The 14,116-nt window shown below is 74.5% G+C and carries 11 protein-coding genes; all 11 read right to left on the reverse strand.

All coding sequences use genetic code 11. The annotated features are described in order from the left end of the window. Window positions 1-30: 30 nt before the first annotated feature. Window positions 31-720 carry a GNAT family N-acetyltransferase gene (locus ACWCXX_RS21015; RefSeq protein WP_451129334.1) on the reverse strand — a complete coding sequence of 230 codons (690 nt, stop codon included), beginning with the start codon at window positions 718-720 and terminating at the stop codon, window positions 31-33. A 30-nt stretch (window positions 721-750) separates the two neighbouring features. Further along, the gene (locus ACWCXX_RS21020; RefSeq protein WP_451129336.1) at window positions 751-1,779 is read right to left on the reverse strand and encodes a pyridoxal phosphate-dependent aminotransferase; all 1,029 of its coding nucleotides are present in this window, start codon (window positions 1,777-1,779) and stop codon (window positions 751-753) included. Further along, complete coding sequence (locus ACWCXX_RS21025) at window positions 1,776-2,147, reverse strand: cupin domain-containing protein (protein WP_451129338.1); 372 nt, start codon at window positions 2,145-2,147, stop codon at window positions 1,776-1,778. Before ACWCXX_RS21025 ends, ACWCXX_RS21020 begins: the two co-directional genes overlap by 4 nt. A gap of 234 nt (window positions 2,148-2,381) precedes the next feature. Beyond that, window positions 2,382-3,794, reverse strand: coding sequence for an ATP-grasp domain-containing protein (locus ACWCXX_RS21030; protein WP_451129340.1), 1,413 nt, complete (start codon window positions 3,792-3,794; stop codon window positions 2,382-2,384). 104 nt (window positions 3,795-3,898) lie between these two features. Continuing rightward, on the reverse strand, window positions 3,899-4,639 hold the full coding sequence (locus ACWCXX_RS21035) for a GNAT family N-acetyltransferase (RefSeq protein WP_451129342.1): 741 nt from the start codon (window positions 4,637-4,639) through the stop codon (window positions 3,899-3,901). Window positions 4,640-4,737: 98 nt separating this feature from the next. Then, entirely contained in the window at window positions 4,738-6,096 is a 1,359-nt protein-coding gene (locus ACWCXX_RS21040) for an MFS transporter (protein ID WP_451129344.1), read from the reverse strand. Continuing rightward, window positions 6,096-7,166 carry an SAM-dependent methyltransferase gene (locus ACWCXX_RS21045; protein ID WP_451129346.1) on the reverse strand — a complete coding sequence of 357 codons (1,071 nt, stop codon included), beginning with the start codon at window positions 7,164-7,166 and terminating at the stop codon, window positions 6,096-6,098. Before ACWCXX_RS21045 ends, ACWCXX_RS21040 begins: the two co-directional genes overlap by 1 nt. Window positions 7,167-7,219: 53 nt before the next feature. Further along, the gene (locus tag ACWCXX_RS21050; protein WP_451129348.1) at window positions 7,220-8,536 is read right to left on the reverse strand and encodes a CurL C-terminal domain-containing protein; all 1,317 of its coding nucleotides are present in this window, start codon (window positions 8,534-8,536) and stop codon (window positions 7,220-7,222) included. Next, window positions 8,533-12,933, reverse strand: coding sequence for an amino acid adenylation domain-containing protein (locus ACWCXX_RS21055; protein ID WP_451129350.1), 4,401 nt, complete (start codon window positions 12,931-12,933; stop codon window positions 8,533-8,535). The genes ACWCXX_RS21050 and ACWCXX_RS21055 overlap by 4 nt, the downstream gene beginning before the upstream one ends. Further along, window positions 12,930-13,226: an acyl carrier protein gene (locus tag ACWCXX_RS21060; RefSeq protein WP_451129352.1), complete on the reverse strand. Its 297-nt coding sequence runs from the start codon at window positions 13,224-13,226 to the stop codon at window positions 12,930-12,932. Before ACWCXX_RS21060 ends, ACWCXX_RS21055 begins: the two co-directional genes overlap by 4 nt. An 18-nt stretch (window positions 13,227-13,244) precedes the next feature. Next, window positions 13,245-14,105, reverse strand: coding sequence for a hypothetical protein (locus tag ACWCXX_RS21065; protein ID WP_451129354.1), 861 nt, complete (start codon window positions 14,103-14,105; stop codon window positions 13,245-13,247). Between the last annotated feature and the right edge of the window lie 11 nt (window positions 14,106-14,116).

Consider the following 14,116-nt stretch of genomic DNA (forward strand, 5'->3'; position numbering starts at 1 on the left):
AATTCCTCTGGCGGACCGGCGGACAGCCGGTCAGCGGGTGAGCCGGTAGACGAACAGACCTTCCGGATCGCGCTCGGGCAGCAGCTCGAAGCCCGCGCGTTCCATGACGCGCTGCGACGCGACGTTGTCCTCGGTGGTCGTGGCGACGACCGTGTCGACCCCGTCCTGCCGCAACGACCAGGCGGCGAGTTCGCCCAGTGCCTCGGTGGCGTAACCCAGGCCCCTGGCCTCCTCGTTGAGATCGAAGCCGATCTCCGCGGAGCCGTCGGACGGCGGGCCGTGGAAGCCCATCGCGCCGACCACCCGGGCGTCCTGCGCGCGCAGCAGCAGGTACATGCCCCAGCCGGGCACGTGCACCCCGGCATCGGCGGCACGGGTGAGCATCTTCGCCGCGATCCGGGTCTCCGCACTGGGCGCGCCGCCCAGCCATTCGAGCCCGGCGGTGCCGCCCTCGGTGATCTGTCCGGCCTCCTCGGGCAGCACCTCGCGCAGCCACAGCCGCGGGGCGACCAGCAGCTGCACGGCGGGCCGGGCGGCGTCCTCGGCGACGGCCCGGCGCACCGGGGCGGGCCGGCCGTCCTTCCACAGCTCGGCGATCCGGTCCAGACAGGCCTGCTCGCCGCCGGTCCAGCCGGTGGCCTGCCAGCCTTCGGGCAGACCGGTGCCGTTCGGCCACAGGGCGTACTGCTGCCGGTCGTTGACGATGACTGCGTGGGTCACAAGTTCTCCTGAAGGGGGGTGTACGGCCCGTCAGCGGACGGGGTCGATCAGATCGAGGGCGTCCATCAGCCGCACCAGGTCCTTGGCGGGGCCGAGGGACACCCGCAGATGTCCGGCGAAACCGAAACGTCCGGCATCGCGGACGAGGATGTCATGATCCTGCGCCAACAACCGCTCGGCGGCTGCCGAATCGGAGACGGGAACGGCCACGAAGTTCGTCGCAGAGGACAGTGACTGCCGCCCTCGGTTCGCCAACTCGCTGCGGAACCAGGCACGTTGCAGCGCGTTCTGGCGACGCACCTCGTCCAGGTGGTCGCGGTCCGCGAGCGCGGCGACGGCGGCGGCCTGGGCGACGGCGTTGGTACTGAACGGCATGGTGCCCTGCACCTTGTGCAGCCGGGCGACGAGTTCCGCGCTGCCCACGGCGTAGCCGATCCGCAGCGCGGCCAGCCCGTACGCCTTGGAGAACGTCCGCAGCGACAGCAGCGGGGCACCGCTGCCCAGGTAGTCGCGCAGCTGCGGGGTGCCGGCCGGGGCGAACTCCAGGTACGCCTCGTCGACCACCAGAGGAGTGCCGGTGACGGCCGCCCGCTCGACCAGCAGATCCATGCGGTCGCGGTCCAGGACGGCCCCGGACGGGTTGTGCGGGTGACAGATGTAGACGATGCCCGCCCACTCCATCGCGGCGGCGACGGCGTCCACGTCCACGTGGACGCCGTCCAGCGGGATCTCCTCGCAGTCGCGCCCCACGGCGGTCAGGCAGACGCGGTAGCCGGGGAAGGTGCCGGCCGTGGTGATGCCGGGGCGGTCGTGGTCGCCGAGCACGAGCGCGGACAGCAGCACCAACTCGTCGCTGCCGTTGGCGACGGCGACCTGGTGCTCCCCGACGCCGAGCCGCTCGGCGATGGCCCTCGCGGGCACGGAACGGGCCGGGTCGGGGTAGACGGCCGCCGGGTCGAGGGCCTCCCGCGCGGCCAGCAGCGCCAGCGGGCTGGCACCGTGGGCGTTCTCGCTCAGGTGCAGCCGGGCCGGACCCGTACGCGGAGCGGCGATCGTCATGCGGAGTCTCCCAGCAGGATGCCGAAGCAGTAACTGCCGGGCTCCGCCTCCAGGGTGAGGAAGCGGTGCTCCGCGCCGGCCGGGACGTGCAGCAGGGCCGGGGACGACAACTGCTGCGTCTCGCCGTCGACGGTCACCTCGATGCGGGCCCCGCCCGGGTTGGGCGAGACGAGGAAGTAGATCTCGGCGACCTCGTGCCGGTGCGGGTCGGCGACGGGTCGGCCCACCAGGTGGTCGATCGGCCCGCCCGCGAGCTGGATCGGCACTCCGCCGAACATGTCCGCGGTGAGGTAGAAGGGGGCGGGGGCGTGGTGGCCGGCCACCGGCAGGAACTGCGGTACGTCGGTACGGATCTCAGCGGTTGCCACGGAGGGCACTCCCCTTCCGGCTACTACGGTCCTGTGGAGGGGGACCAGCGTGGCCGACCCGGCTAGAGCGACGGTGGAGCCCGTCCCGGCGGCCTGGAACACCCCGCGCCACGGGGGTGTTCACTTCGGTGACGGTGACGGTGACGGTGACGGTGACGGTGACGGTGACGGTGACGGTGACGGTGACGGTGACGGAAGGGAGCCGGCGCCCGTGTCCGGACGGCTCGGGGTCCCTCACCCCACGGGCGCGGGCCGGGACGTCACCTCGTGCCGCCGTCCGGCCGGGACCGTGGCGGCCACGGGAGCCGTAGGGGCCGGGTGAGCCGTGGCGGCCGTGGGAGCCGTAGGGGCCGCAGGGGTTGTGGGACCGTTGGGGTTCGCCCCGGTGTATCCGGTCACGACGCGGTGGGTCCCGTCCGGGTCCGCCACCGTGAACGACAGCACCGACAGCGCCCGCTCGACCACCCGTCGCATGGTCTCGTGGTCCGTCACCGAACCCTCCACCCAGGCGAGTTCCCCGGTGTGCACACCGGCGGCCAGCCGGGAGCCGGGCGAGTGGGGGATGACGACGTTCTCGACCCCCTCCACGACGAGCGCCTCGCGCAGCCCCCGCACACCGATGTAGGTGCCGCCGCCGGGCGGTGCGGGCACCGCGCGTGCGAACACCACCCGTCGGTCACCGGCCCGCACGTCCGACACGTCCTCGCCGAGCGCCACCCGCCCGGCCAGGGTGACCGCGTCGAAGTCGCCCGACAGCCGCGCCAGTTGGGACTGGAAACCGCCGAGCCGACCGTTCACCTCGATGATCCTCGGGCCGTCGGCGGTCAGCTTCAGCTCGGTGTGGGTGATGCCGGTGGTGATGTCCAGCGCGTGCAGGGCGGCGGTCACCACGTTTAGGGCCGCCGTGCGCTCCGCCTCCGCCAGTGGCGCCGGGCGCAGATGGCCGACCTCCCGGAACGGCGGCTCCAGCGGGAACTTCCCGGTCACCGCCCAGTGCGAGACCCGGCCGCCGGTCACCGCCGACTCCACGGAGATGTGGTCGCCGTACGGGCCGCAGTCCCGCCCGCGCAGGTACTCCTCCAGCACCAGGGAGTTCTCCCCGCCCGAACCGGACAGGAGCCGCTCCACCAGGGCGGCACCCTGCTCCGCGTCCTCGATCAGATGGGTGCTGCGGCTGCCCTCGCCGCACAGCGGCTTGAGCACGGCCGGCAGCCCGACGGCCGCGAGCGCCCCGGCCCAGTCGCCCGCCCGGCGCACCGCGAACGAGCGCACCGAGTCGGCGTCCCGTTCCCGCAGCCGGCGGCGCTGCGCGTACTTGTCCCGCAGCAGCTCCACCGTGGCCGGTGAGTGGTAGGGCAGCCCGAGCCGTTCGGCGATCTCGGCGGTGACCGACAGCCGGGACTCGCTGAAGGTCAGGATCGCGTCGGGGGAGTACGCGGCGAGCCGTCGCGCCGACACGTCGTGGTCCGTGGCGTCCAGCTGCACGACGGTGGCCAGTTCCTCGGCCAGCGGGGCCAGTTCTTCGGTGTGTTCGCCGGGCCACAGGGCCAGCAGCGGCTCGCCCAGCGGGGACAGGCCGTCGACGATTTCGATGAGGGAGGCGGACCCCCGGTCCAGGACGACGGCGATGACGGGACGCTCAGACATGGATCAGTCCTCCGGGCAGGGTGCTGGGCGAGTGGATCGGGCGGCAGACGGATCGGGCAGGGTGCGGATCGGGCAGTGGGCGAGCCGGGCAGGTGGTGGGCCGGTCAGGCGGCGTGCTGGTCGGACTCCTCGGCGTAACGCACTCCGGAGAGCACACTCGCCACCGGAACACCGGGGACGGCGGTCGCGTTCCCGGCGGCGGCCGGGGCCGTCGCACCGAACAGGGGCAGCGCGGCGGCTGTCCCGGTCACCTCGGCCCCGATGACGCGGTGGGCCGCCCAGCGCTCCCGGGAGAGCCGGAACCGGTCGCTGACCACCTGCTCGCCGCGGACCGCGTTGATCTGGCTGCCGTCGCGCTCGAAGCCGAACTTGGCGCACACGCCCTGCGAGGCGTCGTTGCCGCGGCGGACGACGGAGAACGCCTGCTCGGCCCCCAGCCCGGTGAAGGCCAGCTCCAGGGCGGCCGCACGGGCGTGCCCGCCGAGCCCCTCGCCCTGCCGGCTCAGCGCCAGCCACGAGGTCAGCAGCACCTCCCGGGTGACGCCGAAGTCCCGCGCGCCCAGGCTCTGCGAACCGATCACCTCGCCGTCGGCCACGACGACCAGGTAAAGCGTCCAGTCCTCGGGGGTCCAGGTGGCCATGGCGTGCCAGTGGCGCTGGAGGACGCGGCGGGCGACCTCCTCGGGGGTGCCGTCCGTCCACTGGGAGAAGAACGGCATGAAGCCGGGGGCGTGGACGCCCTCGGTGGCCCGGGTCGCGAGCGCGTCGAGATCCTCGGGCGTGGGCCAGCGCAGCTCGATGCGCGGTGTGCGCACGCCGATGCGGGCGAGCGGCCAGTTGTCCATGATGTACAGCACCTCGGTACGTCGTAGGGGAGGAGGGAAGAGAGGAGGAAGAGGAGCGGGACGGGCGGGCGGGCCGGGGCCCCGGCCCGATCGGTGCGCTACGCGGCGGCCGTGACCGGTTCGGCGGCGGCCTTCTCCGACGGGCCCGCGGCCCCGGCGTCCTCCAGGGACCCGGTGTCCTCCGGTGCTCCGGTCTCCTCCGGCTTCGGCAGGTCCGCCCCGAGGCCCAGCGAGGCGCGCAGCCGTACCGCCACGGCGACGACCGCCAGGCAGCCGGCGAGCAGCGTCACCATCAGACCCAGGCCGTCCGCCCACGGCAGCAGGGCACCGGCGAGCGCGGGCCCGGCCACCGAACCGGTCGAGACGGCCACCGAGAGCAGGGCGTTGACCCGGCCCCGTACGTGCTCGGTCGCCAGGTCGTTCAGCAGCGACGTCACCACCGGGAAGACCAGTGCCTCGCCCACCGAGAGCAGCACCACTCCGGCCAGGGCGAGCCCCAGCGCACTGCCGCCCCGTTGCAGGCCCGCGGCGAGGACCAGCGCCCAGGCGGCGGCCCACACCGCGCCCGAGACGGCCAGCACCGTGCTGCGGCGGATGCGCTGGATGCGCTCGGCCAGCAGCACCTGAGCGCCCACCGCGACCAGGATGTTGACCGCGAAGGCACCGGAGATGCCCTCGGGCCCCAACGCCCCGCCCTGCGTCAGATAGCCCGGCAGGCCCGAGCGGAACTGCCCGTAAGAGACCAGCGAACAGACCGTCAGAGCTGCTAACAACACACCGATGTGACGTTGCGTCAGTACATCCCGATAGCTCGCCCGGCGCTTCTCCCCGGAGTCCTCCCCGGCTTCGCCGCCGGCCTGGACCACCCTGGGGAGCAGCCAGAACAGCACCGCGCCGGCCAGCAGGAACGTCGCCCCGTCCGCCAGGTACAGCAGGGCGAACCGGACCGCGCGCGACCCCGCGTCCAGGGACGCCACCAGACCACCGACCAGCACGCCGAGCCCGGTCATCGCGTTGAACACCGCGTAGTCGGCGGAGTAGGCGAGCCCCCGCTCCCGGGCGGAGGAGGCCCCCGCGTACAGGAAGCGGAGGACCGTGCCCACGCCGCTGATCCCGAAGCCGTACACCAGCGCCGCGGCCAGCGCGGTGTACACACCGGTCGCCTGCGCGTACAGCGCCGTGCCGACACCGGCGACCGCCATCACCACGGGCACCGTGGTGCGCGGCGGGAAGCGGTCCAGCAGCGAGCCCCACAGCAGCCCGCCGACCACGGCCGTGGCCGCCTGCACGGCCAGCGTCACGGCGGGCACCCAGGAGGGCAGCCCGCGCACGTCGCTGAGGTAGATCCACAGGAACGGCAGCACCAGGCCGCCACCGAAGGAGTTGACCGCGTTGACGGCGAGCACGACACGGGTGCGCGGGGAGAACTCCCGCAGCACCGCCAGGGGGTTGGCCATCACCGGGCCTCCAGCACGTACAGCCAGGAGTGCGGGGTGCCGAAGGGCACGACGCGGCGCGGGACCAGACCGGCACCGGCGAACAGCTCCTCGTACGTCTCCTTGGTGTGCAGCGGAACACCCATGAGCGCGTGGGCCAGTTCGTAGCCGAGCGAGAAGACGGGCAGCGTCTGGGAGTCCGCCGAGCCGGGGCGCAGCATCGTGTCCGCCAGGACGAAGGTCCGGGCCGCCGGGAACGCCTCGCGCAGCCGGGTGAAGGTGTGCGGGCGGGTCTCGGGGTCCGCCAGCAGGTCGTGCAGCAGGAAGAAGCTCATCACCGTGTCGACCTCGGCGAGGGTCTCGCGGTGCGCGGCCCGGTGGCACACGTCGAGCACGTCCGTCCGGATCGCCCGGACCCGGTCGGCCAGGCCCGCCTCGGCGATCGTGCGGTGGCCGAGCTCGGTGGCCGGACCGCTGATGTCCAGACCGAGCCCCCGGGTGCCGGGACGCTCGCCGACCACCCGGGAGACCCGGGCCGAGATGCCGCTGCCCAGGTCGGCGAGGACGGAGAAGTCCACGTCGGCCAGGACCGAGTCGAGCGTCCCGGCCATGAAGGAGCGGTCGTTCTGGCCGGAGCCGAGCGCCACCATGGCCTCGTCGCGCAGCACGTCCGTGCCGAACGCGGCCTCGCCGGAGACGATGCGGTGGGCCTGCGCGAACACCTCGTTGTAGCCGCCCACGCCCCAGGTGAAGTACCCGCGCATGCGGATGATCTCCTGGCCCGCGGTGGTCAGCAGCGCGGTGTCGCCGTCGTCCTGGAGCCGGACCCAGCCGCAGGTGGCGGCGGCCCGGACGACCTCGCGCAGAACCCGCTCGCGGACGGCGGGACCGGTCTCGGCGGCGAGGACGCGCAGGTCGAGCAGCGGATCGGCGGCCAGCCGGTCCCACACGCCGAGCCGGTCGAGCGCGTTGATGACGGTACCGGCCACATAGCCGTTGAACGCCTGGTCCACACCCATCGGGGCGGGGGCGGCACCGGCCCAGTCGGCTGGGGTGGGCGCCGCGGCGGTGAGGTCCTGAACGACGGTCATGGCGGGGTCCTTTCGGGTGTGCGGATGGGGTTGCGGGTGGGGGTGCGCGAGTATCAGGCGGGCGTGGCCGCGGCTGCGGCGACGGCACCGGTGGTGGCCGGCCGGAGCGGTGTCCCGGCGAGCGCGGCCCATTCGGCGAGCAGTTCGTCCGCGGACGAGTCGCCCGCGACCGGGGCGTACACGGAGAGCGCCACCGCCCAGTTCCCGCCCGCCGGGGCGAGGACGCAGCGGACCAGCGGGACGTCCGCCGCGGCGAACGTCTCCTCCACGGCGGCGGCCCGCACCAGCGCCTCCGGTCCGGTGCCCGGTGCCGGGTCGAGGACGTGTGCCGCGACCGGCCGTTGGGAGTCGCGGGCGAACCATCGGCCGCCGTCCCGGGTGAAGACGGTGCGCAGGTTCGGGCGACGGTCCAGGAGCGCGGCCAGCGCGGCGTCGGCGGTCGAGGAACCGGGCACGGGGCCGGGCAGGACGGCCGTGGCGCACAGCGCGTGCTCGGCCGCGCTCCCCGAACGCACCAGGTCGTGGAAGAGCCAGCGCTGCTCGTACGGGGTGAGCGGGCGCAGTCCGGGCGCGGGCGTCACGGCGGTGACGGAACCCGAGCGCCGGAAGGGGTACCCGGGCAGCCGCACCCGCCGACCGCCCCGGCCGAGCGTGCAGTCCACGTCGAAACCGCGCTCCCACAGCGCGGCGAAGAGCCGGGCGTACGAGGCGGGGTCGAGCGGGTCGAGACCCAGCACCCCGGCACCGTCGCCCACCCGGACCACCAGCACCTCCGCCTCCGGGTCCGCCGCAACCGCCGCCGACGGGACGTCCGCGCCCGTCGCCGCCGCCCGCAGGGCGTCCGGCAGGGACAGGGCGCCGCGCACGGCGGCAGCCGCGGCGGCGGCCGGGCCCCGTCCGACGACCGCGTCCGGGCGCACCCCGTGGGCGGTCAGCCAGGACGCCGTGCCGTACAGCTCCGCCGCCGTGCGCACGGCCGCACCGGCCGCCGGGTCCGATTCCCCGGCGGCGGCCGACGCCTCGGCGACCTGCGGCAGCGCGGGGGTACCGGGCAGCGCCGACCCGTCACCGAGGTCGAGCACCAGCACGGGCACCGGGGCCTCCCGGTGCGGGCGCTCCGCCGCCTCCCGCAGGGCGTCGGCCAGTTCGGCGCCGGTCGTGCCGGTCACCGCGTGCCGGACGGCGAACCGCTCCCGGCCGTGCACGAGGGTGAGCGCCACGTCGTCCGGGTCCAGGGAGGGGTCCCCCGCCAGCCGGTCCGCCAGCCGCACGGCCGCGTCCGCCGCGGCCCGCTCGTCCCGGGCGGACACGGCCAGGACGCGCGGTGCGCCGGGCCCTGCCAGAAACGTCGTCTCCATCGCGGAGCTCATATCCTCTCCCGTACGTGTTCCTGCACGACCACATGGGCGTTCGTGCCGCCGACCCCGAACGAGCTCACTCCCGCCGTGCGCGGCCGGCCGACCGGGGTATCCCACGCCCGGCCCTCCGTCAGCAGGGTGAACCGCCCGCCCTGGGCGGTGAGTTCGTCGATCGGTTCGCTCACGTTCGGCGTCGCGGGCAGCACCCCGTGCCGCACCGCGAGCACCGTCTTGATGAGCCCGGCGATCCCCGCGGCCGTGTTGCAGTGCCCGATGGACGCCTTCACGGAGCCGACGGCCACCTGCGGGCCCGTCGTGCCCAGCGCCGCGCCGAGCGCGGTCGCCTCGATCGCGTCGCCGAGCCGGGTGCCGGTCCCGTGCGCCTCCACGTAACCGATGTCGGCCCCGGTGACCCCGGCGGCGGCGACGGCCCGGCGGATCACCCGGGCCTGGCCCTCGATCCCGGGGGCCGAGTAACCGACGCGCTCCCGCCCGTCGTTGTTGACGGCGCTGCCCCGGATCACGGCGTGCACCGGGTCGCCGTCCCGCTCGGCGTCACGGAGGCGGCGCAGCAGCAGCGCCCCCGCGCCGAACCCGCCGACGGTGCCCGAGGCCCGCCGGTCGAAGGGACGGCACATCCCGTCGTCGGCGTACAGCAGACCGGGCCGGTGGACGTACGAACCGTCGGACTCGCCGTCCAGCGAGACCGAACCGGCCAGCGCGTAGTCGCTCTCGTGGCGCAGCAGCGCCCGGCAGGCCAGGTGCACCGCGTACAGGCCGGTGGAGCAGGCGGTGTCGAGCAGCAGCGCCTCGCCCCACAGGTCGTGCAGGTACGCGAAGCGCGACGCCACGAACGTCGGGTCGACACTGACCACGTCGTCCACGCGGGCCTCGCCGTCGGTGTGCACCAGGCGGGGGCAGCCCGCGTACAGGCTGGTGCGGTGCGCGATGTCGGACAGCCGCAGCGACGCGTCCTCGACGGCCGCCCACAACACCTCGTGCAGCACACCGTGCTGGGGGTCGCCCGACTCGACGTCGTCGGCGGTGAGGCCGAGCAGACCGGCGTCGTAGCCCGTGCCGTCGGCGAGCATGCCCCAGCGGGCCACCCGGCGGGTGCCGTCGCCCCGTTCGGTGATCAGCGGCCCCGGGCCCTCGGTGAAGCAGTCGCGGCCCTCGACGAGGTTGTCCCAGAAAGTGTCCAGGTCGGGGGCGCCCGCGAACCGTGCGCCCATCCCGATCACGGCGATCGCGTCGTCGTCCTCGCGGACCGTCGCACGGGGCGCCCGCACCGGCTCCACCGGCTCCTCGTCGGCGGCCGCACCACCGATCAGCCGGGCCTGGGAACGCACGGTCGTGTACCGCATCAGGTCGGCGACGGACGGACCGGTGCCGGTGGTCTCGCGCAACGCGTCCTGGAGCTTGACCAGCAGCAGCGAATGGCCGCCCGCGTCGAAGAAGTTGGTGTCCCGGCCGAAGCCCCGGCCCGGCACCACCTTGCGCCAGGCCCGCAGGACCGCGGCGGTCACCCCCTCGGCCGGCTCCTCCCGGGAAGCGGCGGCACCTGGCGCCACGGCCTGCGGCACCGGCACGCCCGTCGGCTCGTCCGCCGCCGTGTCCGTCACGGCGTCCGGCGGCGCGGGCAGCCGCTTGCGGTCGATCTTGCCGTTCGCGGTCAGCGGCAGCTCGTCGAGGGCCAGCAGGTGCGAGGGAACGGCGAACTGCGGCAGCACGGAACGCAGATGGGCCCGCACCGTCTCCGGGTCCGCCGGACGGTCCAGGACCGCGTAACCGACGATCTCCTTCTCACCGGCCCCGTTGATCCGGGTGGTGACGAACGCGCCCCGCACCGACGGATGCGCCCGCAGCGCCGCCTCGACCTCGCCCAGCTCCACCCGCTGACTGCGGATCTTGACCTGGTTGTCGGCGCGGCCGATGAACTCCAGCTGCCCGTCGGCGGCCCACCGCACCCGGTCCCCGGTGCGGTACAGCCGCGCCCCCGGCTCGTCGCCGAACGGGTCGGGCACGAATCGCTCGGCGGTACGGCGCGGGTCGCCCAGATAGCCGCGGGCCACGCCCGAGCCCCCGAGGACCAGCTCGCCGGGCACGTACAGGGGCGCCGGATCGAGGGTGCCCTCCAGGACCACGTGGAGCCGGGTGCCCGGCACCGCCCGGCCGATCGGCACGGTGCGCGCCTCCTGCGGCACGTCCTCGATGGGGTACCAGGAGGAGGTGAAGGAGTTCTCCGTCGGCCCGTAGCTGTGCAGCAGGGTGCCGGGGCGCGCCCAGCGCAGCGCCTTGCGGACGTGCGGCACGGAGATGATCTCGCCGCCGAAGTAGACGCGGCGCAGCGACTGGAGCAGATCGGGCGTGTCCTCGATCAGCCGGTTCAGCAGCGGCGTGGTGACCAGCAGCGTCGTCACGCCGTGCTCCCGCAGCGCGGTGCGCAGCTCGCGGGGGCTGAGGACGAGCTCCTTGTCGAGCACGACCAGCTTCGCGCCGTGGGTCAGCGCGCCCCAGATCTCGTACGTCGCCCCGTCGAAGTTGAGGGGCGACAGGTGCGAAACCGCGTCGTCGGGGCCCAGCGGCACGAAATCGGGGCGGTGCATCATCCGCAGCACACCGCCGTGGGGCAGCACGACCCCCTTGGGCCGGCCCGTGGAACCGGAGGTGTAGAGCACGTTGAAGGCCGTGTCCGGTCCGGCCGACGTCGTCGGCGCCGACACCGGCATCGGCGCGGCGGCCTCCCGGACCGCCCGCGGGGTGTGCACCGGCAGCCCGGTGATCCGGTGCTCCTCGCCCGGCTCGGCGATCAGGAGCCGGGGCCGGGCGTCCCGGACCACCAGGTCCAGCTGGGCGTCGGGGTAGGCGGGGTCGAGCGGCAGGTACGCGGCCCCGGCCAGCCCCACCGCCAGCATGGCGGTGACGGTGTCCGGGCCGGGGCGCAGCAGGAGCGCGACGACGTCGTCCGTACGCACCCCCTGGACGCGCAGCCAGTGCGCCGCCCGCGCGGCGTCCCGCACCAGTTCGCCGTAGCTCAGCCGCGTCCCGTTGTGCACGACGGCGGGGGCGTCGGGGGTGCGGCGCGCCTGCTCCAGCACGAGCTGCGGCACGGTGGCCGCGGTCACCGGTGCGCCGGGCCGCGCCCGGCCCGTGCCGGACGGGGGCGCGAGGGAGGTCAGCAGCTCACGGCAGGTGACACCGGGCCGGGACGCCGCGGCCAGCAGCCGGTCGAGCTGCTGAGCCATCAGTTCGGCCGTGGCGGGCGCGTACAGGGCCTGGTCGTAGTCGATGCGCAGCACGAGCCGGTCGGGGGCCTCGACGGCCGCGAACGCCAGATCGTACTTGGCCACCGCGCTCTGCGGGTGCAGCAGCCGCACATCGGCGCCCGGCACCTGCCAGGCCGACGCGGACTGCGGCTGGTGCAGGAAGACCGCCCCGTACGAGGGGGCCGTGCCCGGCGGCAGGTCGCCCGACTCCGCGTGCGCCTCCATGGACTCCAGGACCTGCTCGCCGAGAGCGACCGCGTGGTCGGCGAACGGGCGGGCCGCCTCGTGCACCGTACGGACCGGCAGGACCCGGGTGAACAGGCCGACGGCGTCCTCCGCGTCCGGCTCGTGCCGCCCGGCGAACGGCATGCCGAGCACCCCGTCGTCCTCCCCGGACCAGGCGTGCAGCAGCAGGCTCCACGCGGCGAGCAGCACCATCGCGGGGCTGGTGCCCTCGCGGGCGGCGAGCGCGCGGACCTCGGCGAGCCGCCGCCCGTCCAGCTCCCGCTCGGTCCAGCCCGCCCGGCCGCGCAGCCCGTCCTCGGGGCGCAGCCGGTCCGGCAGCGGGGCGAGCCGCGCGGGCTCGCCGTCCAGGAGCCTCGTCCAGTACGGGTCGGGGGCCGCCGCCACGGGCTGCGGGGCGGGCACCGGCACCGGCACGAACCGCGGGTCGCGGCCCGAACCGCGGGCCCGGTAGGCGGTGACCAGGTCCTCGGCGAGCACCTCGACGGAACGGCCGTCCGCCACGATGTGATGCACCGTCACGGTCACCAGGGCCCCGTCGTCGTACCGCAGCGCCTCGGCCCGCAGCAGCGGCGCGGTGCCCGGGTCGAGCGGGCGCGCCGCGGCCAGGGAGGCGTCGGCGAGCGCCGCGTCGCGGTCGTAGCGGCCGGGACGCACCGCGATGTGCAGCGGCACCGTCGCGGCGGGCTCGGCGGTGTGCCGGAGAGTGCCGTCCACCGTCTCGAACCGCCCCGCCGGCGCGGGATGGCGCGCCAGCACGTCGGCCAGGGCCGCGCGCAGCGCCAGGTCGTCCAGCCCGCCGCGGAACTCCAGGCAGAACGGGATGTTGTACCGGCCGGAATCGGGTTCGCAGCGGTCGGCGAGCCAGATCTCCAGCTGGGCGGAGGAGGCCGCGGTCACGCCCCGGCCTCCGCACGCCTCGTACCGTCGCCGCGGGCCGGGACGATCCCGGTGAGGAAGAGCGCCAGCTCGGCCACGGTCGGGTTGGTGAAGAACTGACGTGCCGTCAATGGCACGCCCAGCTCCTGCTTGAGGGCGCGCACGATCCGCAGCGCGCACATCGAGTGGCCGCCGACCAGGAAGAAGTTCTCGTCGTCGTGGAACTCGTCGTGGCCGAGGTTGGCGGCCCAGGCGGTACGCACCAGCGACGCCAGTTCGCTCGTCACGTCCTCGGGGGAAAGCGCCGATGTCATGGGAGGTCTCCTTCGGGGTCAGGACGCCGCGTCAGCGGGAACGGCGGGGACGAATCGTCGGTAGGTGGCATCCACGGAGTCCCACAGCTGCGGGAAGAGGGTGCGCTCGGACATCCGCACGAGGCCGACGGTGGACTCCCCGCGCAGGCTCGTGGGCATGGCGGGGCAGGTCCGGCCGCCCACGGTGTGCGGCTCGGCCTCGGGATGCCCGCCCAACTGGCCCCACACCATGCGCAGATGAAGCTGCTTCCAGTCCCCGATCGCCCCGTCCAGCCGCATCAGGCCCTGCCGCACCAGTGCGAGATCGACCGCGTCCCGCGCGTGGCCGGCGGGCGGGACGAGCCGGCCCTGCGCCGCGATCAGCTCTTCTACGGTGAGCCCCGCGCGCTCCAGCGCCCGGGTGAAGGCCCGCCACAGCGGCTGCGCCGCACGGCGCAGATTGCGGGCCCCGGGGGAGTCCAGGCCCGTGGTGTTCTCCGGGAAGGTGTCACGCATGGTGAGCAGGCCGGTCTGCGGCAGGTACTCCACCAGTGTGTTCAGCGCCTGCACCGGTATCCGGCCCAGCGAGGCGGCACGCTCCAGCACCTGGGTGGCCAGCAGCGGATCGTCGTCGTCCAGCAGCGCCACCGCACGGCCCATCTCGAAGTGCATCGCGGCCCACGCGTACTCCGTGATCAGGTGCACGGACTGGAAGAGCCGCTGGTCGGGGTGGACGAGCTGGTCCTCGGGAAGCAGGGCGGACAGTGCGGTGGTGAGCCGGGTGTCCTGCTCGTAGTTGCTGCCCCGGTCGTACTCGTAGACGAGCTGCGGGTCCGCGGCATCCGGGTTCAGTGCGCGGCGGGCGGCGCCCGGTCGTCCGGTCGTGGCTCTCTTGCCCATGAGCTTCGGTG

This window comes from Streptomyces sp. NPDC001732 (assembly GCF_053596315.1).

Excerpts from the sequence above, each read along its gene's own strand:
- ACWCXX_RS21060 (WP_451129352.1), bottom strand. The coding sequence starts at position 13,226 with ATGACATCGGCGCTTTCCCCCGAGGACGTGACGAGCGAACTGGCGTCG.
- ACWCXX_RS21040 (WP_451129344.1), bottom strand. The coding sequence starts at position 6,096 with ATGGCCAACCCCCTGGCGGTGCTGCGGGAGTTCTCCCCGCGCACCCGT.
- ACWCXX_RS21035 (WP_451129342.1), bottom strand. The coding sequence starts at position 4,639 with ATGGACAACTGGCCGCTCGCCCGCATCGGCGTGCGCACACCGCGCATC.
- ACWCXX_RS21020 (WP_451129336.1), bottom strand. The coding sequence starts at position 1,779 with ATGACGATCGCCGCTCCGCGTACGGGTCCGGCCCGGCTGCACCTGAGC.
- ACWCXX_RS21030 (WP_451129340.1), bottom strand. The coding sequence starts at position 3,794 with ATGTCTGAGCGTCCCGTCATCGCCGTCGTCCTGGACCGGGGGTCCGCC.
- ACWCXX_RS21045 (WP_451129346.1), bottom strand. The coding sequence starts at position 7,166 with ATGACCGTCGTTCAGGACCTCACCGCCGCGGCGCCCACCCCAGCCGAC.
- ACWCXX_RS21065 (WP_451129354.1), bottom strand. The coding sequence starts at position 14,105 with ATGGGCAAGAGAGCCACGACCGGACGACCGGGCGCCGCCCGCCGCGCA.
- ACWCXX_RS21050 (WP_451129348.1), bottom strand. The coding sequence starts at position 8,536 with ATGAGCTCCGCGATGGAGACGACGTTTCTGGCAGGGCCCGGCGCACCG.